Raw genomic sequence first — 23,256 nt, 5'->3', positions numbered from 1 at the left:
GGAACGGACCGACGATGAGTGTACGGATGGTCAAATTCGAACTGTTTTCCCGCCGTGTCAGGTCAGCGTGATCGCCGAGCACGCGATGGCCGCCACCGAGCATTCCTGGCCCGACTGGACCAGCGACAAACCCGACCCGGTCCCACCGGCGTTGGTGTGGGCCAAGGACGAGGGCACCGACCTGCGGTCCAACGGCGTGCCGCGCTTGGTGGCCGACCCCGATAATCCCAACGGTTCCTCGCAGCTCGATGTCCCCGGTCCCGTCCTTCACGCCGGACCATCCCCGCGGGTGCGGGCCGACATGCCGAAATAGAAGGGGTCGCCGACGGGGCGGGATCACACTTGTCGGTGCGGCGGGCTGGCCAGCGTCGGTGCAAGCACCGAGACCCACAAGATCAGCCTATCCCCGCCCGGGCGTTGTCCCGGCCGGGCGATGGATCCTCGGCGCGGCACCGTCGGTCTGACCGTTTGCGGGCATATTCTGCGCCTGTCGGCGCGTTTTCCCTTCGAACGAAGTGAGGCGACCATGGCGGGCAAGTTCGAGATCTTCGCCGACGCGGTGGGTAAGTTCCGATGGCGACTAAAGGCCGGCAACGGCGAGATCATCGCCCAGTCCCAGGCCTATGAGTCCAAGGAGTCGGCGAAGAAGGGCATAGCCTCGGTGCAAACCAACGCCGCCGGCGCGGCGATCGTCGAGACCACAACTACGTAGCGCCCCTCGGAACTCGACCGGTTGTCGCACCACACGCCCGGCACCATGTCTGGCCATGGCTTGTTGGGATGTGGAGACTCATGATCATGCACCTGAGATATCAGGTGCCGTGGGAAAATTGAGCGAAGTGAGGGGGCGAAGCCAGAGGCTGACGGCATTGAGGTCTTCGAGCGTAAGTGCTCCGGTCCGATTCTCGCACTCACGGTGGCGACCTCGTTTGTAGTCTTCTCGTGTGTACATGCGGGTGTGGCAAACTTTGCAATCCCATGCGGTCACAGCTGTATCCTCCTTTCTCATGGTATGGCTGCATGGCGACCATTCACAGCCACGTGGTCCAGACCGACACCAGCCCGAGCGGCAAGCCTGGTTTACATCGCCAAAACGCATCGTGGTGTGGCGTGTCGATCCGCGTTCACAGCAGGTCTCGATTGGCCCTACACCTGTAACGGCCTCATGAATGTTGGTATCAGACGGTGCATCTCGAAATATGAGATGCGAAACTTTCTGATCAACATCGCCGGAATGGTCCCGTCTGTTGGAAGCGCGCGCAGAAACAATGCGTCACGACGGCGATGCGCCGCGGCGAACTCGGCCGTCGCAGCGGCCATGGCCGACAACGATTCGGGTTGGCGCACGGATAGTGCAGCCTTGACCGCCTCCAGCACCCATCGAGTCCCCTGATAGTCCGCGACTGCGGCGGCGATATCCTGGTCCGGCACCCGACATTGCGGCGGCGGGCACCGATACCGATTCGGCGCGAACGCCTGAAGCCCACGCAGTTTGAGTCGGCACCGTTCCTGAGCACACTGTCGGTGCCGCAACAGGATCCGTGCTTGTTCGCGGTCGAGGTGCCCCGGATCCAGGCGGCAGAACGCATGATCCACGGAAGCCTCCCACGCGGCCCTCGCGGTCACGCGGTCGTAGATTCGTTGGGAGTACTTTTCGTCCAGCCCGGCGTCACAAATCCGCGGCAACCCATCTCCTGAGCTCGGCTGCTTCAAAGCCTGTTCAGCACGGGCCCGCACTTTGCAGTGCTCGGCTCTGCATTCCTCTGCGATCACAAGGAAAGCCATTGCCGCGAAGTAGGAGTGGATGAGACCCGGGTCGTCGTTGCAGTCATGGACCATGCGTTCTGGGTCGAGGGGATCTGGCGTGGTCATCAGGGGATTACCCAGTTTCGCCCAGAACGTCGTCGTAACGGAGCTTAGGCGCGGAACCCCTCGAATTCGAGCCGCCGTCACGGCCGAGATCAACATCATGACCGGCCGGGCATCGAGCCACCGGAGGTCGGCGCGCCGACCGGACCGCTACCGTCAATCACCAGCCGCGACTGAAGGAGTGCACCCGCATCGGCAGCTATGGCGGGCTGGCCGAGGCGCTGCAGGATCTGCCACGCGGTCGCTGTCGCAGCGGTGATGACCGGAAGCCCTAGACTCGTTTGAACTTCCGGGATAGCTGCCAGGGACGGCATCTGCACACACGCCGACAGCACCACGACATCGACGCCACGCAGATCCAGCCTCGAGGCAATCTCGTTGAGGCCGGCCGGATCGAGTCTGCCGACGTCGAGATTGTCCTCAACCTCGAGGCTGATCGCATCGTGGACTTCAACCCCCTCAGCCTCGATGTAGTCGACTACTTTTCTGGTCAGAGACTTGACGTAAGGCGTGACAATCGCCACCTTCTTCGCACCGAGATGGTGCAGACCTTCGATCAGCGCACCCGCACTGGAAACAACACCTCCGGCTCCGTGCTGTTCGGCGACCTCGGTGAGGCGGCGTTCGATGCCGCGATGCACGCCGGGCCCCTGGGACATGATCGCGACCAAGCACGCGTACGCCATGACATCCACCTCGGCGTCGGCCAGCTCTACAGTCGCACGCTCCGCTTCCGTGTTCATGGCGGCGAGCTCTTCCGGCGACACGGTCTTCATTCGCATGCGGCTGGAGTGAAAGCTGAACTGTTGACCCGTCAACCGGGACGTCCGGCGAAGGACCTCCGGCACTTCTGTCTCCATGGTGGTGTTCGAGCTGGGAACCAGCAGGCCGATTCGATGATTGGGCATCTTTTCTCCACAGCAGTTCTAGGTGGCAGGTGGCAGCCGCGGGTTGCGTTGCCAGTCGGTCAGAGCCTATTCGCGAATTCGTTGACAATCAATAGTTCACATGTGATTATGTGATTTAAGAGAGTCGAGGCCAGGTCAGATGCGCCACCAAGCAGGTTTCGGCCAATAGACACGGAGGTCTTCCATGGTCATTGCGGCGAAACTCCCTGCGACACCCGTGCCCCCCTTCCTGCAGCCACCGATGTTCGTGGCGTCGGAGCGGATGGTGCGGGGCAACATCAATGCCTACGACGTCAACACTCTCCCGCCGGGCACCCAGCGGGAGATGGTCGACATCCTGGCGTCCGACCGCGCGTTCTCCTTCGGAATCCTGCATCTGCCGCCCGGTCCGCAGCCGAAAGCGGTTGCGGTGTTCATGCATCCGCGGGAGAACCAGACCCGGCAGTACCTCACTCCATACCTGCTCGCCGCCGGGTACGCGGTGTGGGGCCAGACCAGCCGTGCCCTGAACAACGATTCCGACATGGTCCACGAAGAGATCGTCCGCGACACTGCGGCCGGCATCCGCTTCTTGAAGAGCCGGGGTTTCGAGACGATCATCCTGATCGGCAGCAGCGGCGGCACGTCACTGCTGTCCTACTACCAGTGGCAGGCGACCCTGGCGCCGGGCGACCGGATGAGGTTCGCACCCCACGGCGAGGTGACGAAGTTCGCCGAAGAGGACATGCCGGCTGCGGATCTGTTCATCGCGGTCGCGCCGCATGCCGGCGAGGGCATGATCATGCTGAACATGCTGGACCCAGCCGTGGTCGACGAGTCCAACCCGCTGGCGATCGATCCGGAGCTGGACATGTTCAACTCAGCGAACGGATACCGGCCCTATCCGGAACCCAGTAGCTACGATCCCGCTTGGCTGGCGCAGTATCGGCGAGCGCAGCGGGCTCGCGCGCGACGGCTGGATGTGCTCGCACGCACCTCGATTGCGGACTACGAGGAGGCCCGGGCAGCGGTCGACCCACAGCGGATCAGCAGTCCGACCGCACGTCGTGCCCTGATGAGCCCGTACATGAGCATCTACGGCACGGTGGCCAATCCCTCGCACCTGGATCCAAGCATCGATCCGAACCACCGAATGCTGGGATCGATCTTCGCGTTCGGCCACCCACTGCGTGGTTCGTACGGCCCTCTAGCGCTGGGCCGCATTCTCACCCCACGTGCGTGGTTGTCGACGTGGAGCGGATTGTCCGCACAGGCCGAGTGGACCCATGCCGCCGAACACTTGACCGTCCCGAGCCTCGTCATTGCCCCGCTAGGCGACACCGACGCGCTTCCTCAGGAACAGCGCGAGATCTTCTCTCGCATCCGGATCGAGGACAAGACGATGGTCGAGCTCGACTACGCCCATCACTATCTGATGCTGCTGCCCGAAGCCCCCGTTTCCTACAATCCGCGCGAGAAGGCCGGCGAAGTAATCGTCGACTGGCTGAAAAGCAGGGTGTAACAACATATCCGGAGTATCACCAATGCCTTATTACCGTTCCGTTGGCGAAGTCCCCCGCAAGCGCCACACCCAGTTCAAGCAGCCCGACGGCACCCTCTACCGCGAGGAACTGATGGGCACAGAGGGCTTCTCCGCCGATTCTGCCCTGCTCTACCATCGCCACTCCCCTTCCGATGTACTGACCGCGGAGGCGTGGGAGATCGACGGTGACCACGGCAGGCCGAATCATCCGCTGGTTCCTCGGCTGCTGCAGACGCATGAGCTCGACGTCGGTGGAGATGCGGTAACCGGACGGCGGTTGCTCGCCGACAATGCCGATGTCCGGATTTCGTATGTCGCGGCTGATCAGCCGAGTCCGCTGTACCGCAACGCGATCGGCGACGAGCTCTACTTCGTCGAATCCGGTATCGCACGGTGCGAATCAGTCTTCGGCGTCCTCGAGGTAGGCCCCGGTGACTACGTCGTGATGCCTACATCGACGACGCACCGGTGGGTTCCGACCGCGGAGGGCGAACCGACACGGCTGCTGATCGTCGAGTCGAGGGGAACGATCCGCGCCCCTCGTCGATACGTCTCCGATCGCGGCCAGTTTCTCGAACACTCCCCCTACTGCGAACGCGACCTGCGCTCCCCCGAGGCACCGCTGCTCGACGAGGGCGACAGCGTGGAAGTGCTTGTACGTCATCACACCGGCGGAACACGCTACGTGTGCGCCAAACACCCCTTCGACGTAGTCGGATGGGACGGGTGCCTCTACCCATACGCCTTCAACGTGGCCGACTTCGAGCCGATCAGCGGCCGCATCCACCAGCCACCGCCGACCTTCCAGACATTCGAGGGCCCCAACTTCGTGATCTGCTCGTTCGTGCCGCACAAGGCCGAATACCATCCCGACGCCGTCATCGTCCCGTACCACCACGCCAACGTCGACTCCGACGAGCTGATGTTCTACGGCGATGGCGGGCGCGGCGGCCACGGCATCACCGAAGGGTCGATCACCTGGCACCCGGCCGGATTCGTCCACGGCCCCCACATAGATGAACTCGAGATGTCGACCGCCATGTACAACGACGGTCTCGTCGACATCAAACCCCTCAACGCCGTCATGATCGACACCTTCCGCCCCCTTAACGTCGCCCCCGACGCGCTCGCCGTCGATGACCCCGGGTACCTGTCCACCTGGCGAACCGCCATTACTTCGCCGACTCGAGGAGCGCGATGAAGCGCGATCAAGTTCTCCACCACCTGTCCACCCCGCTGGGTTCGCCGCCCTATCCACTGGCTGCCAACCGGTTCTACGACCGCGAGTACCTGAATATCGTCTACCGCACCGACTTCGACGTGCTACGCGCGATCGTTCCGGAGCCACTCGAGATCGACGAGCCACTCGTGCGGTTCGAGGTCATGCACATGGGTGACATCGGTGGACTGGGCCCATACACCGAGGCTGGTGTCGCGGTGAAGGTCCGCCTCGGTGACGAGGAAGGTGAATACCTGCACGCGATGTACCTCGACAACTTTCCGGCGACCGTCGGTGGTCGAGAGCTGTCGGCCTATCCCAAGGCCATCGGCACCCCGCGCCTCTACGTCGAACACGGAGCCCTGATCGGGACGCTCGACATCGGTACAGTGCGAGTGGCCACGGCCACCATGGGCTACAAACATTTTCCGCTCGACCTCGACGAGGCCAAGGCGCAGATCACCGTCCCGACCTACATGATCAAACTCGTTCCGGGCTACGATCTGCGGCCGCGGGTGGCAGATCTGGTACGTACGCAGATCACCGACATCACGGTCAAGGAAGCATGGACTGCCCCCGGTCGACTGCAACTATTCGAACACGCGCTGGTACCTGTGGCCGACCTTCCGGTGCGAAGCATCGTATCGGTCAGCCACATCGTCACCGATCTCAATCTCGCTCCGGCCGTTCCGGTCCACGACTACCTCAGCGACGACCAAGCGGGCTGAAGGCGCGGAATGCCATGACCACCGAAGCATGGATCGCACCCGAAGGTGATGTGCACCTTCGGATCTGGTTGGGGGGCATGGCGTTCGACTACACAGCGTCCGCAACGGTGGTCGGCAATCTGATCCAGGATTGCAGGCAAAGACATTGGTGCACTGTCGAACTGGTCTCCGACTCCGACGAAGACAATGGACCGTTCCCACGGCTACCGTGTGAACAGTTGTTCCTGGGGCCGTGATCAGCAATATCAAGAAAAGCCGACGGCCCACGCAGTTGATTCAGCGTGGGCCCGGTCTATTTGCGAAGAACCGTCCGCGGCAGGATCCGGGAGACGGATAACCGTCCCTCGCCTACCGACTCTCGGAGAGATCGATAACTTCTTCAGCGATAGGACGGTCCGGGGGGCCGTATGCCCTCATCCACTCGATGGTTTCACCCTCGGCATCAACGAGCCTCAAAACAACCATCAACGCTGGGCTGTTGGCGGGCAGGCCGAGGTAGTGCGCGGTTATCGGCGGCGCAGCGGCTGCCTGGATCTGACGATAGAGTTTGGCAGTCACGACGCCCTCCGATTCCAGGAGGGGAATCATGTGCATCGTCTGGAGATCGCGTTTGCGGTGCCGCTCACCGATCTCAGGAAGCTGCACATGGTGTGTGACTACCTTTGCTTTGCCACGATGTGTGATCACCCGCAGCGCCTGCCAGAGACGAGATCCCGGTTCGCGACCGAACGCTCGACACGCCGCCGCCGGGGCGACATCCACCGACGAAGCAATGAGTTCGTAGCGCAGCGGCGAATCCCGCGCCGGAGGAAAGAAATGCGGAACGGACTCAAAAGGCGGCTCGGGTGGGACGAACGTAACTCGGCTTCGACGGCCGCGACCACGGTCGATGAGCCCCTCGCGTCCGAGCCTTTCCAGGGCGTTTCGAGACGTGATGACACTCACACCGAAGCGGGCTGCAAGATCCCGCTCACCTGGAAAGTCTTCGCGGCCGATCCAGAGCCCGTCGAGGATTTCTGCTCGCAACTGCCGGTAGATCTGGACCTGCGCGGGCACGTCGGAGGCGAGTATTTCGACGTTGTTGCCGACGTGCGAGGCGACTGGACGCGTGGACATGACTCCATACTTGCATTCGCCGGCTCCATACGCGCGCTCCGTCCACGCGCCTCGCCCGCAGCCAGCCTGTGCATCTTCGATCCGAACTGAACCCACAGATAGTCCGACACAACCTGCCAGTCAAGGACCGGTCCGGCCAGCGGGATTCGAGCAGATCGAAATGAGTTCCGCAGGTACGGGCTGTACCCGCGGACAGGCTGCCCGCATGTGCGGGGCCCCGATACGCGTCCGAGTGGAACAGCGCACCTTCCTCTATCACGCGATCCACGGCACATCTGCGGTAGTCAGGTGCGCGAGGAGTCCTTCGACGACTCATGGTTAGCCACCTGCGGCAACGCACTCATGCCAGGCACATCAGGGCCGCGGTGCGGACACGGGCGTGAGGTCGACGCCGGACGGCGGGCGCAGTCTGCGCAGTGCGCCGTCCGCGCAGGTGACATATAATGCCCACCCATCGACATCACGGGCGATGCGGACCGAGGTCGGACCACGCGGCGGTATCGGCAGCGAGTCGGGAACGAGCCACCCTTCGGCCACGGTGCAACTGGCACCGGTGATCGGATCGAACTGGTAGACGCTGCCGGAGTTGTCGCCAGCGACGAAGACCAGCCCGGAACTCGTTGCTTCGAGGTCATCGAGTCCCGGGAACAGCCCGTCGCGGATTTCGCCCACCGCCGATGCGGTGTCCGGTGCGTTCAGCGAAACCCGAACGATCTTGGAGGCGAGCATGTCGTCGATGTAGATGGTCTGGAGATCCGGGGCGAGCGCAAGCCCGTTGGGCGTCTGGGCCTTGGCCCAGCCCGGTGTGAATTCACCCGAAGCAGTCCGGTATCGACTGATGCCGATCGGTTGCGTAGGAAACGTCAGGTGGGTGATGAGCAGATCGCCATCGGGCAACAAAAGCAGGCCATTCGGTTGCACGAGTCCCGTGAGCACGGTTGTGGCCGTGCGGTCGGTCACGTCGAATCGCTGCAATGTGCCCTCCCCGTTCGGAGAGGACTGGTCGCCTGTCAGGAAGTATAGGTGGTCTCCCACGAGGCGTATTCCGGCTGGATTGTCGAGATTCGTCAGCAGCGTTGTGACGGCCGATTCGGCGTCGATGTGGTACAGAATGCCGGGAGTCAGCGCGGTGACGTAGAGCCCGCCTGCCCCGTCCGGCTCGAGGTTTTCCAGCTCACCCAATCCTGACGCCAGCGTCTCGGCCTGCCAGCCGACTGAGCATGGGCCCACGGCGGCGCTGGCAGGCGGCGTTGGGAAAGCCAGCACTATCGCGGTGGTTGCGGCAGTAACCGCCGCCGCGACGATCCGAGGTGCGAAGACGAGCATCCCGATGCGTGTCATCACAGTTCACACCGTAGCGACCAGCTGGATGCAGCAACGGCGCGGCTATCAGATATGGACATGTTCACCTACCTGCCCAGCCAGCTGAATACCGACAACGGTCGCGAGCATGATCACAAACGCCAAGTGGTATTGCCCGAGTTTCCTGCCGACGTACATCTCCTTCTCGACAGGCTCCGAACCACTACCCAGCCGCACTGCCGTCGGCCAGGTTCGAATACCCGCCAGCACGAGGAACACGACGAAGATCCCGAATGACATCGATGTCGCCCACCGGGGCGCACCATTGCCGAGCAACTGCGCGACCAGAGCCGCGAGCGTAGTACTCACCGCAATAGAAACCGCAGCGAGATTCGGCCGAACCAAAGTCGCCGTCATCACCTTGTAGTACCCGATCAGTGTCGACCGGTCGCGCTCCGAAGGCATGTCCGCGAGCGGTGTAGCCGGCCTGTCGATCATCACTTCGTTCCAGAGCGTGGCAGCCAGGAAACTGGCACCGCCCACCGCGAACGCCTCACTGCCTGCCCCCTCCTCCACGGCCGCCAGTTGGATCGCCACAATGACCACCAGCAGTGTCATGTAGGCAATGTGATGCCGGAGAAGGCGCGTGGTCACTGCCTGAATGTCGAGGCACTCCGTTCCGACCGCAAGAAGCCGGGCAGTCACCCGGGTTCGCAACAAGCTGAGAACGACAAACACAGTCAGGAGGCCGACACATGACAATCCCGCCCATACGGGCCTATCAGATCTGGTCAGCTGCACCGCAAGACCCGCGATCATCAGCACGATGACCATGCCCACGACGCCACAGCTGCAGGTGGCCTCGGTCATCCGGGCGTAGTAGCCGGAGAGCAATGACGATCCGAGTCGCTCGGTCGGCCGCAGCGTCGACCAGCCGATCAGGAACTCACGCCACAGAAGAGCGACAAGGAACGCAGAACCACCGACGACGAGGGCGGTACTCATCGTACGAGCGCGGTCCAGCGCCCCGAGGGGAGCTGTTCGCGAATCGCGGTAACCATGTATGCACTTTATCCATTAAATGGCCAGTTGGCAAGATAATTCTTGTCATATATCAATTTGCTGAGCCGGTCGATCCGACAATCCCTCGCGGAATCAGCTGAGACAGTCACCTTGCAACTTCACCCTCGGACAAGGCGGCTGCGATTCGGCAGCACATTCTCGAACTCTGCCAGCACTTGCCGCAAGAACTGCTGCGACGGTTGGTTCGGAAATGCTGTTGCGCCGTACAGCGTGTCGATAACCGGCCGGAGTTGCCGGCCACCGTCGACGACGGGCCGTACCAGCCGCTGATCGGCGCAGCGGCTCACCACCGGGGCCAGTAGCTCGGCAGCCTCTGATGTCCGGCCCGTCGCCGACAGGCAACATCCTCGGAGCAACTCTGCGTTCAACAGCGCTCGCGGCCTGTTCTGCCGGACTAGCTCACTCACCAGCCGCTCGGCTCGACGGTAGGCCAGTTCAGCTGCCGGGCGGGTGGATTCGGCCAGCAACAGCCGGATCGCCGAGTCATGAGCGAGTTCGGAAGCAATCGCCAGCGGTGCGTTCGGCTGGACGGTGTACGGGCCGAGTTGTTCCAGCGTCCGACGATCAGCGGCGTCTATCGGCAGCCCGGAACGAATGCGCTCATTGAGTATTCTGGCAGCCAACCGCGGCAGTGACAGGTTCGCCGCGATCTTGGCGCCCTCGCCCAAACGCTCGTGCACCGTATCGAGATCGCCGCGTACCGCGGCCAGGCGCGCACCGGTGCCGTAGGTGGCCAGCAAGAACTCCATGGCACCGCCCTCCGGACTCGATCCGGCGGCCAGCAACTCCTCGGCCTCGATGAATTGACCCTTCTCATAGAGCAATTCGCCGAGCAACGCGCCGGCCAGCCGGGCGTCGTGTGATTGCCTGCCGGTCTGCAGTGCCAGGTTCAGCGCGGTCCGATAGCTGGACTCGGCCGCGGCGATATCGAGTTGCTCGGACGAGGCCATCCCGTCGGCGCAGTCGCAGTACACGACGCCGAACGGACCGCGGGCCCGGTTCCGATAGGACTCGACCCAACGATGCCAACGGTGCACCTCGTCGAAGTCGAATCGGTACAGCGCCGATCCCATGGCCGTCACGGCGGTCGCATGCGCCAGGAAAGGCCTCATAGGATCTCGGACCTGCGACAACACCGATTGCGGCACGACCGCCGACCGGTCCGCGACCAAAGATACGGCGGTGCGCGCCAGCGCCGCCTCGAAACGGGTTTCCACGGTCCGCTCATCGTCGAGGGACGCTGCCGCCAGAGCCGCATCGGCGTGATCGAGCGCGGCGAGTGCGGCGGCGGGCCGTTGCACGGCGATGTTCGCCCAGGCGACTTTCGCCTGCAGCCCGGGGTCGAGCACGGTCAGCGAGTGGGGCAACTTGGCCACGAGCCCGAGGAATGTCGCATTCTGCGCACGTTCCATCAGTTCTTCGGCATGTACTTCTACCAGTTCGACGGCGTGGCCGGGTCGGTCGGCCGCGAGTGCGTGATCGACGGCCTCGGTGAACATGCCGTGGTCGGTGAACCACTTCGATGCCGTCAGGTCCAGGTGCTCGAGCAGGCCGGGATGCTGCTGGACCAACCGGCGTCGCAAGAAATCGGCGAACAGTCCGTCATAGCGGAACCATCGCAATTCGTCATCAACGTTACGCAGGAACAGATCTCGCTGCCGGACCTCCTCCAGGAACGCTTGCCCGGATCCCACGCCCGACAGTGCTTCGGCGAGTTCACCGCATACTCGCTCGGGCACCGAGGTCCGCATCACGAAGTCGAGCATGCTGGGTTCGAGCGCTTCGATGACGTTCTCCATCAGATATTCGCCGATGGCGTAATGCCGTCCAGAAATCTGGCTGATGTACGCGCCGGGGTCGTCGCGCCCGCGCAGCGACAGCGACACCAATTGCAGAGCGGCTACCCAGCCTTCGGTCGATTCACGCAGATTCTCGATCTCGATCGCTCCCAGCGACAACTCGGTCGTTCCCGCGATGAACGCCGCGGTCTCCTCGGTGTCGAACCGCAGGTCCGTCTCATCGATCTCGACGAGTTCGTCGTGTACTCGCATCCGCCCCAGCGGCAGGCCTTTACGACTGCGGCTGGTCACGATCATCCGCAGATGATGACACCCACGATCGAGCAGGAACTCCATCGCCGCGACAGTGGCCGGACCGGTCACCCGATGCCAGTCATCGATGACAACCGCCACCGGCTCGCCGCTGTCGTGGACCTCGTCGATCAGTGCGGTCATCACGTGCCCTACGGCATCACCGGAGCGTTCCTCGAGGATTTGCGCCAGGTCTTTCGCCACGCCGGGATGTGCGCGGCGAATCGCATCGACGAGATGCGACAGGAACCACACGACGTTGTTGTCGTCGAGATCCACACTCAGCCACGCGACGCGGATGCCTTCGGACTCGAGGACGTCGATCCACTGCGCGGCCAGTGAGCTCTTTCCGAAGCCGGCCGGTCCGTGGATCAGTACCAGCCGCCTGGTCCGTCCCTCCCGCAGGATGTCGAGCAGGCGCGGCCGCTGGACCGAGTGATGTTGCGGCTGCGGCGGGCGATAGCGGGTCGACGGTATCGCCGACACCGGCTGCGCGGACCACGGGGCAGCTGCCGTGGTCGCCACGACTTCCGCGTCGAGCCCGCTGGTCTCTGAACCCGGAGGCAACACCATCGAATCCACCGCCAGACCAGACGAGAACTCCACGTTCCGGAGCCGTTCACCGAATTCGTGGGCGGTCACCGGCCGGTCCTCGAGATCACCGGCCATGGCCGATTCGATGGCCACGCACAGCAGCGCAGGCACACCGCTGCGCCGCAGATCCGGGACCGGCTCGGACGTGATCCGCACGAACTGCGCGACCATCGACTCACCCTGGCGGCGTTCGAAGGCCGCGTGACCGGTCAACAGGCAGAACAGAGTTGCTCCCAGGCCGTATATGTCCGCGGCGGCCGTGGGATCCTCACCCCGGAGCACTTCCGGTGCCGTGTATGCCGGGGTGCCAGCCACCACACCGGCCGCAGTCTCGAATGCACCACCGATGCGCGCGATGCCGAAATCGCTCAGTTGCGGCTCGCCATAGTCGGTGAGCAGGATATTGGCGGGGTTCACATCGCGGTGCAGAACACCGGAGGCATGCGCCGTCGCCAGCGCACCGGCGATCTTCACCCCGACCGAGAGCACCTGCTGCCACGGCATCGGACCGTCGGCCCGGATCCGCGACTGCAACGATCCCTGTGCGTGAAACGGCATCACGAGATAGGGCTTGCCGGTCACGGTGATGTCCGCGTGCAGGATCTGCACGATGTGCGGATGCGCGGCGAACCGCCCCATGGCCCGCTGCTCCCGCAGGAAACGCGCCCGGTCTTCTTCGGTCACCTCGGTGTCGAGGACCTTCACCGCCACCAGGCGGTCGAGCGAATGCTCGACACACCTATACACCACGCCGAAGCCACCGCGGCCGATCTCCTGCGCATCATCGAATCCGGCCACGGCTAACTCCGCGGCGATACCGAAGCTCAGGTCGCGCTGTGTTCCCTCGACGTCGCGGTCGCCCACCGTCGGCTCATCCGCTCGGTGAAATCCGCGCGGCGGCCGCGCCGAGAGAATCCGGTACCGACCGAGTCGGCCATCCGTTGTCGCAGCCGGTCATCTGCCCACCCTCTCGACGTGGAATCAGTGCCCCGACCGTCTCGATCATAGTCGCGGCGTTGACCCGCCGTGGACGACCAGGCCGAGTTCCTGGTCGGATGCGCGCACCCGCGTGGTTTCACGGACGTCCCGGGGCCGCTACACCTCGTCGGATTCACATCGCCGAGTTGAGCCAGCGACGCAGCGGGCTGAGACACGGAGATTGCTCACGCCGACGTTCGAGTCCATAGGCGATGGCGGATTCGAGCGAATCGGCCACGATCGCCCGCGCCTGCAGCAGGGCCTCGGGATCGTCAGTCCGATCTCGATACTCGGACAGGTCGATCGGCGCACCGTAGGTGACGTGGAAAGGCTGGGGTTTGGGTATCGGTGACCACCCGATACCGCGCACGATCGGCGGCAATTCGTCGGCGTTGCGAAACACGCCTGCCGCGACACCCGCGCGGACAATCGTTCTTCCCACCGGGCCGACGCGGTAATCATCGGCGTCGAGGATGTGGTCGAACACGTCATCGGCACCGGCCACCCCGACCGGGGTGATCGTGTACCCCTCTTCCACTGCCAAACGCACGAATCCGGTGCGATGCTTCCACACCAGCCGGTATCGCTCGCTGCGGGTCTTGAAGACCTCACGCTGCCCTCCCGGCAGCACGAGGACGTCGTGACCATTGCGCATCAGCGTGCGAGTGATTTCGCGATCTCCTACGACGGATCCCAGCGTGGTGAGCAGGTCCCGCCAGCCCGGTATCCGCATATGCAGACGATCCGCCAACGACCGAGGCATGCTACCGCTGGTCTGGTAAACGCCATGCAGGCTGAGCAGCACTTCCGCGGTTCCCCACACGGCGTGGTTTGCCACGTAGAGCGTCGGGCGGTCCTGCCGCAAGTTCTCGGTTCCGTGGTATGTCGGGGAGAACCACCGCACCCAGGGTGCGAATGCGAGATCCAGCAGGCTGTCCGCCGGCTGGGACCATGCGAGAGCACGCTGCACCGGGTCGGCCACCATCGTGGTCGCACATCCCGGATTCGGTGCGACGGACGAGCGAGATTCCTCGTGATTCATGTGACGGCTCCAGGCTTGTTCCGTTGTTCCTTTTCCCCTGGACTCGAGCCGCCGTCATTGCCGGGAGTCGGAGGCCGACGCGGATCGATACTCTCCTGCGTCGCACCAGCAATCTAGCACATATGTTGTCAGTTGTCCATATATCGGTGTCCAACACCGAGCAACTGAACGCGGCGACAAAGGACTCGTGCACCCGGGAGATCGAGATCCAAGGTCAGGCGACCAGCACCTCCACCATCGCCCTCCAGCCCGGCCAGCGACTGGTCGGGACGACCGGTGACGCAGCGCTGATTTTCCCGCAAGGGATCGACGGCGTCTTCGTCTCCACCGACAACACCATCTCTCGACCTGCTGGCCACCGATCAGGTTCGTAGCGGCGACGTCCAGGTCGATGGGCTCGATATCATCGCCGCCGATACCACTACCTGGGAGAGGCCCGCAGTACCCGTTCTACGGCAATAGTCTGCAAGCACTGCAGGGCGCGTTCACCCTGTGGAATCGCCGACCCGACCCCGCCGCAGCGATCACCGCTGACTTGCGAGGCATCACCGTCGGCTGTCCCGATGTCCCCGTAACCGGCAGTGGTGTCGAAATCTTCGGCGCGATGTCGGTCACCGCGCCGAGCCCCGATGGCACACCAATCGGCGACGTCTTACACCAGCACAGCCTGAATCCGACCTCGGATAGCATCAAGGTCTCCACTCTCGCCACCGGCGCTCTCTACACCGATGGCGGAGCGCTGCCGGTTACCGCCCGCCCAGTGCGATCGTCGGTTCTGCAGCGGTCTTCGTGGGCGCGGAGCCCCCATCAATACCCTCCACGTCGGCGGCCCCCTCGTCACCACCGCCTCAACGCCGGGGGCACCGATATCTTCTCCGACATCGGGCAGGTGACCTTCGACGGACCGGTCGAGACGTTCGGCCCAACCGGAATCGCCATCGTGACCTGGCCCCACATCGGCACGTTGAGCGTCAACGCTCCCCTGACCACCCACAGCACAGGCGCCCGAGCCCCCAACGCCTATGCAGGACATCGACCGCGTGAATCTGGGGCGATGTGCACTCCGACGGCCCGGGAAGCCCCGCCATCGACGTGTTCGCCTCGATCGGAAATCTGAACGTCGAGGGCGCGGTCGAGGCAAAAGGCACACCCGGCCTGGTACTGGGTAGCTACACGACCTTGCCCTCCAATGCGATTCGAGTCGATGAGGGTGGCGACAGCAACAGCGCCACGGTGACCGGACCAATCCGCACGACCGCACCCGCGACGGCCGCTGTCGTCGTCGGACGCGACAGACGCATCGGAATGCACTGCGCCGCGACGACATCCACCGACGAAGTCAATGAGTTCGTAGCGCAGCGGCGAATCCCGCTCCGGAGAAAGAAATGCGGAACGGATTCTTCAGGCGGCTCGGGTTGGGCGATGAATGTGGCTCGGCTTCGACGGCCGCGACCACGGTCGAGGAGCCCTTCCCGCCCGAGCCTTTCCAGAGCTTTCGAGACAGGACGACACTCACACCGAAACGGTCTGCAAGATCCCGTACGCCCGGGAAGTCGTCACGGCCGATCCAGAGCCCGTCGAGGATTTTCTGCCCGCAACTGCCGGTAGATCTGGACCTGCGCCGACTCCATACGCGCGCTCCGTCTGTGCGCCTCGCCCGCAGCCGGCGGGTGCATCTTCGATCAGAACCGAACCCACGCATACGTCATCATGCGCACCGCGGACCGTTCTGCACAGACGCTAGAACAGTATCCCGAAGCAGGATCGACCGCACGAAACAAGGCCAGACCGCAGAATCGGCAGAACAGCGACCGTGTACGGATTCTCGACTGAACGCACCAGATCGTGCGCTGGAATACTCGCCTCATTCGTCCATCACCACGTTGTTCTCTCCAGGCAAATCTGCGTGCGTGTCACGACCACCGGGGTCACTTGACAGGCAGTGCGGCGTCCATGCCTCCGACATCGGAGATCTGCCAGTTGTCATTTCGATCGACGGTCACGGTGTATGTGACGGTGGTTTGTCCGCCGTTCGGCGTCTGGGCGTTGGTCGAAGATACGTTCAGGAAGACGTCGACCTCGTAGGCCCCACCATTCTCCGAAGCCACCACGGCGGCAATGGGATTGGCGGTCGAGGTCCATTGCAGAGGAACCAGGATGTCTTGGAGTGCCGGTGCGGTGGCATCGAACTTGCTGGCCAGCGCCGGGATCGTCTGAGCCTTGAGCTTCGCCTGCCACGCCCTCAGGTCGCGATAATCGATCGTGGAGGCGCCAAGCGCGTAGTTGGTGGCGACCTGTTCTGCGTGCTTGCGATCGGCGGCGGCGCGGTCTCGGTCGGACAGATCCTGTCGAGCAGACAACAGCAGCCAGGTCAGCACCCCTGTCACGATAAGGGCGATGAGGGCCACCGCAACGGCGAGCACCGTCGACAGCGGCAGGGAAACAGTCGCGTGGCGCCCACCGGCCGCGGTGGGGTGCGAAGGTGGTGGGTCCGCGGTACCGTTCTGTTCGGTCGCATTCGGGTCTGTTTCGATGACGCTAGATGACATGTCAAACTCCAATTCTGGTGATGCGGCTGCTATTTGAGTCGGATTCGCAGTGGTATAGAGCCATCGGCGGTGGTCGCGTCGAGGGCTTGGGCAATGAGCGCGCTGATGTCTATCGGCGGCACGGCGTTCGTGGCCGTAGCCGCGAGCGGCGCGATAGCAGGTGCGAGCGTTTTCAGGTCCGGACCGATAGTGTCGAGGTAGGCCGAGACGTCATTGAGAAATGGGATCACTCCGTCGCCGCCGGTGTATTGGCCGGGAATCTCGCTGCGGCGGACGAATTCTGCGATCACCTCGGTGAGGCCGTCGATGCTGACGCCCAGTTCACCCCAGAGCGGGCCGGCGGCGGCCATCGAGGGGCCGGTCCAGTCCATGTCGCTGCCCATCGTCTGCAGGTCGGTGAGCAGGCTGCGGATCTGCGGGGTGCGACTGAGGATGGTCGCGGCCAGCAGATCGGTTGAACGGGCCAGCCGCGGAACAATCGCTTCGGTCCCCGCCAGGCTTTGATCGATGGTGTTGATCAGCGAGGCGATGGTAGCGGGATCGAGCTGGTTCAGCAGCGTGGTGACAGTACGGGCGAGCTGGGGGATCGACGTCGGCATGCGGATGGTCTGAGTGTCGACCATCTGCCCGTCGCGCAGGTAGGGCCCGCCGTCGGTGGTGGGTCTGAAGTCGATGTAGGGCTCGCCCAGGGTGGACAGGCTTTCGATGCGGGCGGTGCTGGTGGTGGGGATGCGGTAGGTGTCCTCGATCCGGATCTGAACCCGCACGCCGTCGATGGTGTTGGCTACGGTCATGACCCGGCCGACCGGAATGCCGGTGAGCAGGACGGGCGAGCCGTCGGCAAGGCCGCCGGAGTCGGTGAGGATCATGGTCGCCGTGGTGTATTCACGGAACCAGTCGACGCGGGCGATGCCGAAGGTCAGGTAGGAGGCGCCGAGGATGAATACCGAGGCGATGGCGCCGACCGAGGCGATCGTGGCAGTCTTCATCGCACGGCTCCGATCATCCGAAGCGTCGCGATGATCTGATCCACCTGATCTGTCGCTGCGACCGGAGCGGTTTCCGCTGGTGCGATGTCCACGCCGGTGATATTGATCTTCGGACTGGAGGCGAAGGGAATGATCTTGTCGCGCAGGAGTGCGACGAGTTTGTTCAAGTTCGAAGGGGCACTCAGATCCAATGGTCGATCGGTGAACGCGATAGGCATGAAAGCGCTGGCCGCCGCGTCGCCGGAGGCCACGAGCGGTGCGAGCCACACCCAATCGTGGGCGACGCCACCGAGATCGCTGAGGATGCGGAACACTTCGACAATCGAGGTGATGGCGCTGGTGACATGGGTCGCGCCCGTGTCTGTGAGCAACTCGTCCAGCGCCTGGCCGTTGTCGTGGACGGCGGCGGTGTCGGCGGAGACCGCGTCCAGGAATCGGTCGACCTGATCGAGGTTCGCGGCCACGTCGGTGAGATCGGAACCGATAACGTCGAAGGTGCGGGCGGTACTCGCCGGATCGGGCGGCAAGATGCCGTTCATCCGGTCGATGATGTTCTGAAACTGATTGACCGCACCGGTGTTGAAGAAGGTTGCCATGCCTGCCATGAGGTCTTCGATCTGGAGGGCCGGGCTGGTGTGCGACAGCGGGATCGTCCCGCCCGGTTCGATGGTTGTCACGGCGCTGCCCGGTGGGGTCGTCAGCGCGATGAAGACGTCGCCGAGCACCGTGTTCTGCCGCAGTTGCGCGGTGGTGTCGACCGATAGTTTCACCGAGTCTGTGATGCGGATCTGTGCGGTGACATAGCCGGGCCGGGCGGCAGAGGCGTCGACGATGTCTACCCGGGAAAGGTCGCCGATTTGTGCGCCGGCGGCGACGACCTTGGCGCGCGGCGGCAGGTTGAGCGCGCTCGGGAACTCGATCATCACCGGGTATGTCTGCCCCGAAACGGTGGTTCCGGGCAGGGGAATCGACGAGGGATCGAAACTGCAGGCGCTACCACCCACGATCACCCCGACGGCCAGTGCGACGACGCGAGTTGTGCGAACGCGACGGCGACGCGACGGCGTATCGCGGTTTTTCGGAGTCATCGCGCACCCGCCATTCCGAGAACGAGCTGAACCAATTCGACATCCACCAGTCCATTCGCGGCCTGGGTGCAGTGGCCCGGTGCGACAGCATTGATCGCGGCGCATACTTGTTGCGAATCTTGCGTGGGTACAGCGACTTTCGGTGGCGCGTAGTCGATCGCGACAGCACCGGTCGCCGGGTCGATCGATTCGGTCAAAGCGGTGGTGATCGAAGGGATCATAGAGATGATCTCGTGTAGGGTGCCGACATTAACGGCAAGGAGTCGCACCAGCGGAACCGTCGCGTCGAGGCCGCGGTGGATGACGCTCCCGTACATCGTGGTGATCTCGTTGAAGATCGGCAGGAATCGAAACAGCGAATCGAGGATGTCGATGACCGGTGCGACGAGTTCGTTGTTGACCTGATCCAGCACCGGCGCGAAGCGGGTCAGCATCGACTTGATATCACCCCATCCGCCCGCTGCGCTGGCGGACAGACTGGTCAGGGCATCGACGATGGCGCCGATATGCCCGATCGCAGCGTCGGGGGCGGCCAGCGCGACACCCAGTTTGTGAATGATGCCGTTGATGCGGGGACCGAGGTCGGTCGTGGAATTGTCCAGGGCGGCCAACCCGCCTCCGATCTGATTCTGCTGAGCGGAGTCGCGACCACCGTTGAGCTCGTCGGCGAGATTGCTCAACGCGTCGAGGGTTTCGCTGATGCTCTTGGGCGTGAGGGTGTTGGAGATGCAGGTGTGGGGGTCCCACTGACCTTCGGCGCCACGATTGCCCAGCACCGCGAGATCACGGTCGGCGACCAAGGTCTGTGACACCGTGGCGGCCGCGGCGTCGACGGGGAGCGAATAGCGCGAGTCGACGGTGAAATCGACCCGTACCTGTGTCCCCTGTGGGGCGATAGCGGTGACAGAGCCGACCGGGATCCCGAGCAGCGTGACGTGGTTTCCGACGTAGAGTCCGATCGCGTCGGGCATCAGCGCGCAGTAGGACATCGTCTTGTGGATGGGTTGCACGACAGTGAGATACGCGGTCGTCACCAGCACGGCGAGCGCCGCGACACCCGTGACGGATACGAAACCCCTGGAGGCGAGGATCCGGTGCAACATCAGCAGGTCCTCCCGGGCACTGGGATACACAATCCCGAACCGTGAACGATGGTCGACGACTGGTCTACGGTGATGCCGTCGGGGGAAATATGGCTGCGCAATTCGTTTCCCAGAGCGTGGATACCGTCGATCACCGCGCCGAGCCGTTCGAGGAGACGTTCGAGGTCCGGGATCGCTTCGGCCAGTCGTTGTGCCATCGGCCGCAGAGTGCTCTCCCAGGAGGTCTCGATGGCGGCGATCCGGGAGAACAACATACTGGTGTGATCGACAGCCAGTTTTATTTCGGCGCGCTTATCTATGAGCACGGTTTCGATCAGATCGATGTTGTGGATCAGACGACCGAAGACGGATTTGGCGTCGCTCATCGCCGTGAGGTATTCATCGGCGACCGTCAGCGTGCGGGAAATGTCGGAATTCTGCCGCACCATGACATCGACGAGAGAGTCGATGGCCGAACCCATCTCGCGCAGACCTTCCGGACTCGTGGACAGTGCGGTGTCGAGCGCGGCGAAGTTTCTGCGAACGGTGTCCCCGTTCACATCGCGTATCGGCTGAGCCGCATCCTGGAAGACCTGCATCAGGCTGTAGGGCAGCCGGACGCGATCGGCGGGGATCACTCCGTCACCGAGCGGACGGGTTCCAGCCGGGGTGAGCGCGATGTAGTGGCCACCCACGAAGGTCAGGATGCGCACATCAAGGGTGCTCTGATCGCCCACGAAAATCTTGCCCTCGACCGTGAACGCCATGTCGACATGGCCGGGCCGCAGGATCAACTCGGTAACACTGCCGACTGGGACACCGGCGACGCGGATGTCGTCTCCCACCTCGACCGCACCCGCCTCGGAGAGCTGGGCATGGTAAGTCGTTTTGCCAAGGGGCAGCATGTAGAGCACAGCGGCGGCAACGAGTACCACGACGATTCCGACCACCCCGATGACACCGAGGTGCAAATCCGACCGCGGGCGCCCCGTCGCGCCTCGACGCCGGAAGAAACTCGCCTGCTTGCGAATCCAGTTGCGGATCAACGATTGCATATCGAGATCCTTTGCTCGCGAATAAGAATTTGTGCAATGCCCGGTACGGGTGCGTCCCCGTGGGAGCAGACCGGGTTTACATCCGGTCCGGGTGCGCCGCCGAGCATGGCGTTGAGCGACTGCAGCAGTCCAGGCAACCGCCCGAGGACGTCGAGCGCCTCTTGCGGATCAGGAAAAGCATTGTGTATCAACGCGTTCAGATCGGGGTTGGGGTCCGGGGTGAGTCCCAGGGTTGCCGCGAGATGGTCCAGTGGCAGCAGCAGGGGCGGCACGGTCAGGGCGTAGTCGATCATTCCGTCGATCCGCTGGTCGAGGGCGGTGAAGACCTCGGCGAGACCAGCTATCAGCGTGATCAGCTGTGGCGAGCGGCCGCCGATTCGATCGGAAATGGTCTGCAGGTTGTGCACCAGCGCGGAGATGACCTGCTGGCGGTCGGTGACGTAGCGACTGAGGTTCTCGACCGCGTCCATGGCCGGGCCGAGGCCGTGTCCGGTGCCTTCGATCACCGCGAGCATGCTTTCGGCGAACTGGTTCAGTGCGCCCGGGGAGAATTCTGAGAACACTGGCTGTAGTCCGTTGAACAGCGTGGTGATGTCGAACGAGGGCAGGGTGTGATTGGTGTCGATAGTTGCTCCCGGAGCAACGGGGCCGTCGGCTTGGTCCGGTTGCTGGATATCGATGTAGCGTTGACCCGTCAGATTCTGGTAGCGGATTGCCAGCATGGTGTTGTCGAAGATCGGATGCCCGCTGTGCACGGTGAGCCGCACCTCGGCGATATTGCTGTCGAGGGTGATGGCACGGACCTTGCCGACCGCGACACCGTACATGCGAACGTCGTCGCCGGCTTTCAGCCCGCTGGCATCGGTGAATTCGGCCACGTAGGTATCTGCTTCACCACCGATCGGACGGGTGATCGCCGCGATGATGGCGAAGAGCATCACGCTGATCACCACGGTGAAGGCCACCATACGTATCGAAATACGGATAGTCGGTGTCATCGCGGTGCCACCTCGATCGGCGCCGGGCCGAGCAGTGGACCAGCCACCGCAGGCACGCCACTCAGGATGATTCGCAGGTTCATGGCCGGGTTGCCCTGCGCATCGGTGAAGTCCCGATCGATGCGATCGAGGAGTTCCGCTAGTTGCGCACCCGATCGCTGCGGGGTCGGCACCGTCTGAGCGATCGCGCTCAGCAATGGCGTCAGCATGTCGGCGTAGTCACCGAGGTTCTGGTTCAGCGACGCGCCGAGCGAGCTCAGCGCAGGCCACAGATCGTTGACGATCATCGCGACACCGGCGTCGAACAGAGGCTGATCGGTACGCAGGACCTCGATCTGGTTGATGCGATCGAGCAGTGCGATCGTTCCGTCGATCATCGGTGCCGCCCCGGCGAGGGTCGAGCTGTACTGCTGAATGAGAAAGGACGGCGCATACTTTTGTGTTTCGGCGATATTCTGCGCGGTGACGACGATCATTTGCAGGATCGGCGTGAAGGCGCGCAGATCGGTGGCGACCTCGCGGAGGATCTCGGCGAACCGTGGGGTCAGTACCTGGGTGGCGGTCTGGGTCAGGGATCGGATCAGGTAGCCCATGGTCGCGTCGTCCACCCGCCCTGCCTTGCGGCCGGTCAGGTCGATGGTGCCGTCCTCGGTCAGCGGCGCACCTCCCGGCCCATAACGGAGTTCGATGACGCTGATGCCGAACGTATTGGCGGGGACATAGTCGACGGCGAGACTGTCATCGAGCCCATGTAGCCCAGTCCGGTCCAGTGCCAAGGTGACACGCTGCCGGTCACCACCGAGAGCCTCGATGGCCTCGACCTCCCCGATATCGACGCCACGCACCCGTACTCGTGTTCCGTCGCTGACGCCGTCGCCGATCCGCTCTGTCTGCAACATGATCCGCATTCGATCGTCACCGCCCAGGCGGTCCACCACGACCCCGCCGATCGCGACTATCGCAGCGGTGACGATCGCAGCGGTCCCGATGCGCAGTGATCGACGTTGGTCGGCGGTCACCCCGGGCAATCCGTAGTTTCTCATC

At 63.5% G+C, this 23,256-nt stretch carries 22 protein-coding genes; 7 read left to right on the top strand and 15 right to left on the bottom strand.

Going from position 1 to position 23,256, the window contains the following annotated elements; translation table 11 throughout:
• Positions 1–67 precede the first annotated feature (67 nt).
• On the top strand, positions 68–313 hold the full coding sequence (locus ACFVAV_RS30945) for a hypothetical protein (protein ID WP_379039117.1): 246 nt from the start codon (positions 68–70) through the stop codon (positions 311–313).
• 213 nt (positions 314–526) lie between these two features.
• Positions 527–712 (top strand): YegP family protein, encoded by a 186-nt coding sequence (locus tag ACFVAV_RS30940; RefSeq protein ID WP_379039151.1) that lies wholly within the window; start codon positions 527–529, stop codon positions 710–712.
• A gap of 434 nt (positions 713–1,146) precedes the next feature.
• Here the strand turns inward: ACFVAV_RS30940 and ACFVAV_RS30935 are convergent, their stop codons facing one another.
• A complete protein-coding gene (locus tag ACFVAV_RS30935; protein WP_379039116.1) occupies positions 1,147–1,872 on the bottom strand; it encodes a hypothetical protein in 726 nt (241 codons plus the stop codon).
• 95 nt (positions 1,873–1,967) lie between these two features.
• Positions 1,968–2,777: an Asp/Glu racemase gene (locus tag ACFVAV_RS30930; protein ID WP_379039115.1), complete on the bottom strand. Its 810-nt coding sequence runs from the start codon at positions 2,775–2,777 to the stop codon at positions 1,968–1,970.
• Between the two features lie 325 nt (positions 2,778–3,102).
• Between ACFVAV_RS30930 and ACFVAV_RS30925 the strand changes: the two genes are divergently transcribed.
• The 4 genes from ACFVAV_RS30925 to ACFVAV_RS30910 are packed head-to-tail and all read left to right on the top strand — an operon-like array spanning position 3,103 to position 6,482.
• Entirely contained in the window at positions 3,103–4,278 is a 1,176-nt protein-coding gene (locus ACFVAV_RS30925; protein ID WP_379039114.1) for an alpha/beta hydrolase, read from the top strand.
• A 22-nt stretch (positions 4,279–4,300) separates the two neighbouring features.
• A complete protein-coding gene (locus ACFVAV_RS30920) occupies positions 4,301–5,500 on the top strand; it encodes a homogentisate 1,2-dioxygenase (protein ID WP_379039113.1) in 1,200 nt (399 codons plus the stop codon).
• A complete protein-coding gene (locus tag ACFVAV_RS30915; RefSeq protein ID WP_379039112.1) occupies positions 5,497–6,246 on the top strand; it encodes an acetoacetate decarboxylase in 750 nt (249 codons plus the stop codon). Before ACFVAV_RS30920 ends, ACFVAV_RS30915 begins: the two co-directional genes overlap by 4 nt.
• A gap of 14 nt (positions 6,247–6,260) precedes the next feature.
• Positions 6,261–6,482 (top strand): hypothetical protein, encoded by a 222-nt coding sequence (locus ACFVAV_RS30910; RefSeq protein WP_379039111.1) that lies wholly within the window; start codon positions 6,261–6,263, stop codon positions 6,480–6,482.
• 112 nt (positions 6,483–6,594) lie between these two features.
• Here the strand turns inward: ACFVAV_RS30910 and ACFVAV_RS30905 are convergent, their stop codons facing one another.
• From ACFVAV_RS30905 to ACFVAV_RS30885, 5 genes are all read right to left on the bottom strand, one after another.
• Complete coding sequence (locus tag ACFVAV_RS30905) at positions 6,595–7,362, bottom strand: GntR family transcriptional regulator (RefSeq protein ID WP_379039110.1); 768 nt, start codon at positions 7,360–7,362, stop codon at positions 6,595–6,597.
• A gap of 354 nt (positions 7,363–7,716) precedes the next feature.
• Positions 7,717–8,706, bottom strand: coding sequence for a hypothetical protein (locus ACFVAV_RS30900; RefSeq protein ID WP_379039109.1), 990 nt, complete (start codon positions 8,704–8,706; stop codon positions 7,717–7,719).
• A 45-nt stretch (positions 8,707–8,751) separates the two neighbouring features.
• Positions 8,752–9,669, bottom strand: a complete 918-nt coding sequence (locus tag ACFVAV_RS30895; RefSeq protein WP_379039108.1) for a hypothetical protein — start codon at positions 9,667–9,669, stop codon at positions 8,752–8,754.
• 176 nt (positions 9,670–9,845) lie between these two features.
• Complete coding sequence (locus ACFVAV_RS30890; protein ID WP_379039107.1) at positions 9,846–13,295, bottom strand: protein kinase; 3,450 nt, start codon at positions 13,293–13,295, stop codon at positions 9,846–9,848.
• 247 nt (positions 13,296–13,542) lie between these two features.
• Complete coding sequence (locus ACFVAV_RS30885) at positions 13,543–14,394, bottom strand: lysophospholipid acyltransferase family protein (protein ID WP_379039106.1); 852 nt, start codon at positions 14,392–14,394, stop codon at positions 13,543–13,545.
• A gap of 203 nt (positions 14,395–14,597) precedes the next feature.
• On the opposite strand from ACFVAV_RS30885, the gene ACFVAV_RS30880 reads away from it, so the two are divergent.
• A complete protein-coding gene (locus ACFVAV_RS30880) occupies positions 14,598–14,825 on the top strand; it encodes a hypothetical protein (protein WP_379039105.1) in 228 nt (75 codons plus the stop codon).
• 795 nt (positions 14,826–15,620) lie between these two features.
• Here the strand turns inward: ACFVAV_RS30880 and ACFVAV_RS30875 are convergent.
• The 8 genes from ACFVAV_RS30875 to ACFVAV_RS30840 all read right to left on the bottom strand — a co-directional run bounded on the left by ACFVAV_RS30875 (position 15,621) and on the right by ACFVAV_RS30840 (position 23,255).
• The gene (locus ACFVAV_RS30875; RefSeq protein WP_379039104.1) at positions 15,621–15,782 is read right to left on the bottom strand and encodes a hypothetical protein; all 162 of its coding nucleotides are present in this window, start codon (positions 15,780–15,782) and stop codon (positions 15,621–15,623) included.
• Positions 15,783–16,379: 597 nt separating this feature from the next.
• On the bottom strand, positions 16,380–17,000 hold the full coding sequence (locus ACFVAV_RS30870) for a hypothetical protein (protein WP_379039103.1): 621 nt from the start codon (positions 16,998–17,000) through the stop codon (positions 16,380–16,382).
• A gap of 29 nt (positions 17,001–17,029) precedes the next feature.
• Complete coding sequence (locus ACFVAV_RS30865) at positions 17,030–17,869, bottom strand: MlaD family protein (protein WP_379039102.1); 840 nt, start codon at positions 17,867–17,869, stop codon at positions 17,030–17,032.
• A 116-nt stretch (positions 17,870–17,985) separates the two neighbouring features.
• Entirely contained in the window at positions 17,986–19,182 is a 1,197-nt protein-coding gene (locus tag ACFVAV_RS30860) for an MlaD family protein (protein ID WP_379039101.1), read from the bottom strand.
• Positions 19,074–20,180 carry an MlaD family protein gene (locus tag ACFVAV_RS30855; protein ID WP_379039100.1) on the bottom strand — a complete coding sequence of 369 codons (1,107 nt, stop codon included), beginning with the start codon at positions 20,178–20,180 and terminating at the stop codon, positions 19,074–19,076. The genes ACFVAV_RS30860 and ACFVAV_RS30855 overlap by 109 nt, the downstream gene beginning before the upstream one ends.
• A complete protein-coding gene (locus ACFVAV_RS30850) occupies positions 20,180–21,214 on the bottom strand; it encodes an MlaD family protein (protein WP_379039099.1) in 1,035 nt (344 codons plus the stop codon). The genes ACFVAV_RS30855 and ACFVAV_RS30850 overlap by 1 nt, the downstream gene beginning before the upstream one ends.
• Positions 21,202–22,212, bottom strand: a complete 1,011-nt coding sequence (locus ACFVAV_RS30845) for an MlaD family protein (RefSeq protein WP_379039098.1) — start codon at positions 22,210–22,212, stop codon at positions 21,202–21,204. The genes ACFVAV_RS30850 and ACFVAV_RS30845 overlap by 13 nt, the downstream gene beginning before the upstream one ends.
• Entirely contained in the window at positions 22,209–23,255 is a 1,047-nt protein-coding gene (locus ACFVAV_RS30840) for an MlaD family protein (protein WP_379039097.1), read from the bottom strand. The genes ACFVAV_RS30845 and ACFVAV_RS30840 overlap by 4 nt, the downstream gene beginning before the upstream one ends.
• Position 23,256 lies beyond the last annotated feature (1 nt).

It is taken from the genome of Nocardia sp. NPDC057663 (genome assembly GCF_042799895.1).
Taxonomy (GTDB): domain Bacteria; phylum Actinomycetota; class Actinomycetes; order Mycobacteriales; family Mycobacteriaceae; genus Nocardia.
This window is presented reverse-complemented; position numbering and strand designations above follow the sequence as displayed.

Excerpts from the sequence above, each read along its gene's own strand:
- ACFVAV_RS30940 (WP_379039151.1), top strand. The coding sequence starts at position 527 with ATGGCGGGCAAGTTCGAGATCTTCGCCGACGCGGTGGGTAAGTTCCGA.
- ACFVAV_RS30935 (WP_379039116.1), bottom strand. The coding sequence starts at position 1,872 with ATGACCACGCCAGATCCCCTCGACCCAGAACGCATGGTCCATGACTGC.
- ACFVAV_RS30930 (WP_379039115.1), bottom strand. The coding sequence starts at position 2,777 with ATGCCCAATCATCGAATCGGCCTGCTGGTTCCCAGCTCGAACACCACC.
- ACFVAV_RS30925 (WP_379039114.1), top strand. The coding sequence starts at position 3,103 with ATGGTCGACATCCTGGCGTCCGACCGCGCGTTCTCCTTCGGAATCCTG.
- ACFVAV_RS30920 (WP_379039113.1), top strand. The coding sequence starts at position 4,301 with ATGCCTTATTACCGTTCCGTTGGCGAAGTCCCCCGCAAGCGCCACACC.
- ACFVAV_RS30915 (WP_379039112.1), top strand. The coding sequence starts at position 5,497 with ATGAAGCGCGATCAAGTTCTCCACCACCTGTCCACCCCGCTGGGTTCG.
- ACFVAV_RS30910 (WP_379039111.1), top strand. The coding sequence starts at position 6,261 with ATGACCACCGAAGCATGGATCGCACCCGAAGGTGATGTGCACCTTCGG.
- ACFVAV_RS30905 (WP_379039110.1), bottom strand. The coding sequence starts at position 7,362 with ATGTCCACGCGTCCAGTCGCCTCGCACGTCGGCAACAACGTCGAAATA.
- ACFVAV_RS30895 (WP_379039108.1), bottom strand. The coding sequence starts at position 9,669 with ATGAGTACCGCCCTCGTCGTCGGTGGTTCTGCGTTCCTTGTCGCTCTT.
- ACFVAV_RS30885 (WP_379039106.1), bottom strand. The coding sequence starts at position 14,394 with ATGGTGGCCGACCCGGTGCAGCGTGCTCTCGCATGGTCCCAGCCGGCG.
- ACFVAV_RS30870 (WP_379039103.1), bottom strand. The coding sequence starts at position 17,000 with ATGTCATCTAGCGTCATCGAAACAGACCCGAATGCGACCGAACAGAAC.
- ACFVAV_RS30865 (WP_379039102.1), bottom strand. The coding sequence starts at position 17,869 with ATGATCCTCACCGACTCCGGCGGCCTTGCCGACGGCTCGCCCGTCCTG.
- ACFVAV_RS30860 (WP_379039101.1), bottom strand. The coding sequence starts at position 19,182 with ATGCGCCGCGATCAATGCTGTCGCACCGGGCCACTGCACCCAGGCCGC.
- ACFVAV_RS30855 (WP_379039100.1), bottom strand. The coding sequence starts at position 20,180 with ATGTTGCACCGGATCCTCGCCTCCAGGGGTTTCGTATCCGTCACGGGT.
- ACFVAV_RS30850 (WP_379039099.1), bottom strand. The coding sequence starts at position 21,214 with ATGCAATCGTTGATCCGCAACTGGATTCGCAAGCAGGCGAGTTTCTTC.
- ACFVAV_RS30845 (WP_379039098.1), bottom strand. The coding sequence starts at position 22,212 with ATGACACCGACTATCCGTATTTCGATACGTATGGTGGCCTTCACCGTG.
- ACFVAV_RS30840 (WP_379039097.1), bottom strand. The coding sequence starts at position 23,255 with ATGAGAAACTACGGATTGCCCGGGGTGACCGCCGACCAACGTCGATCA.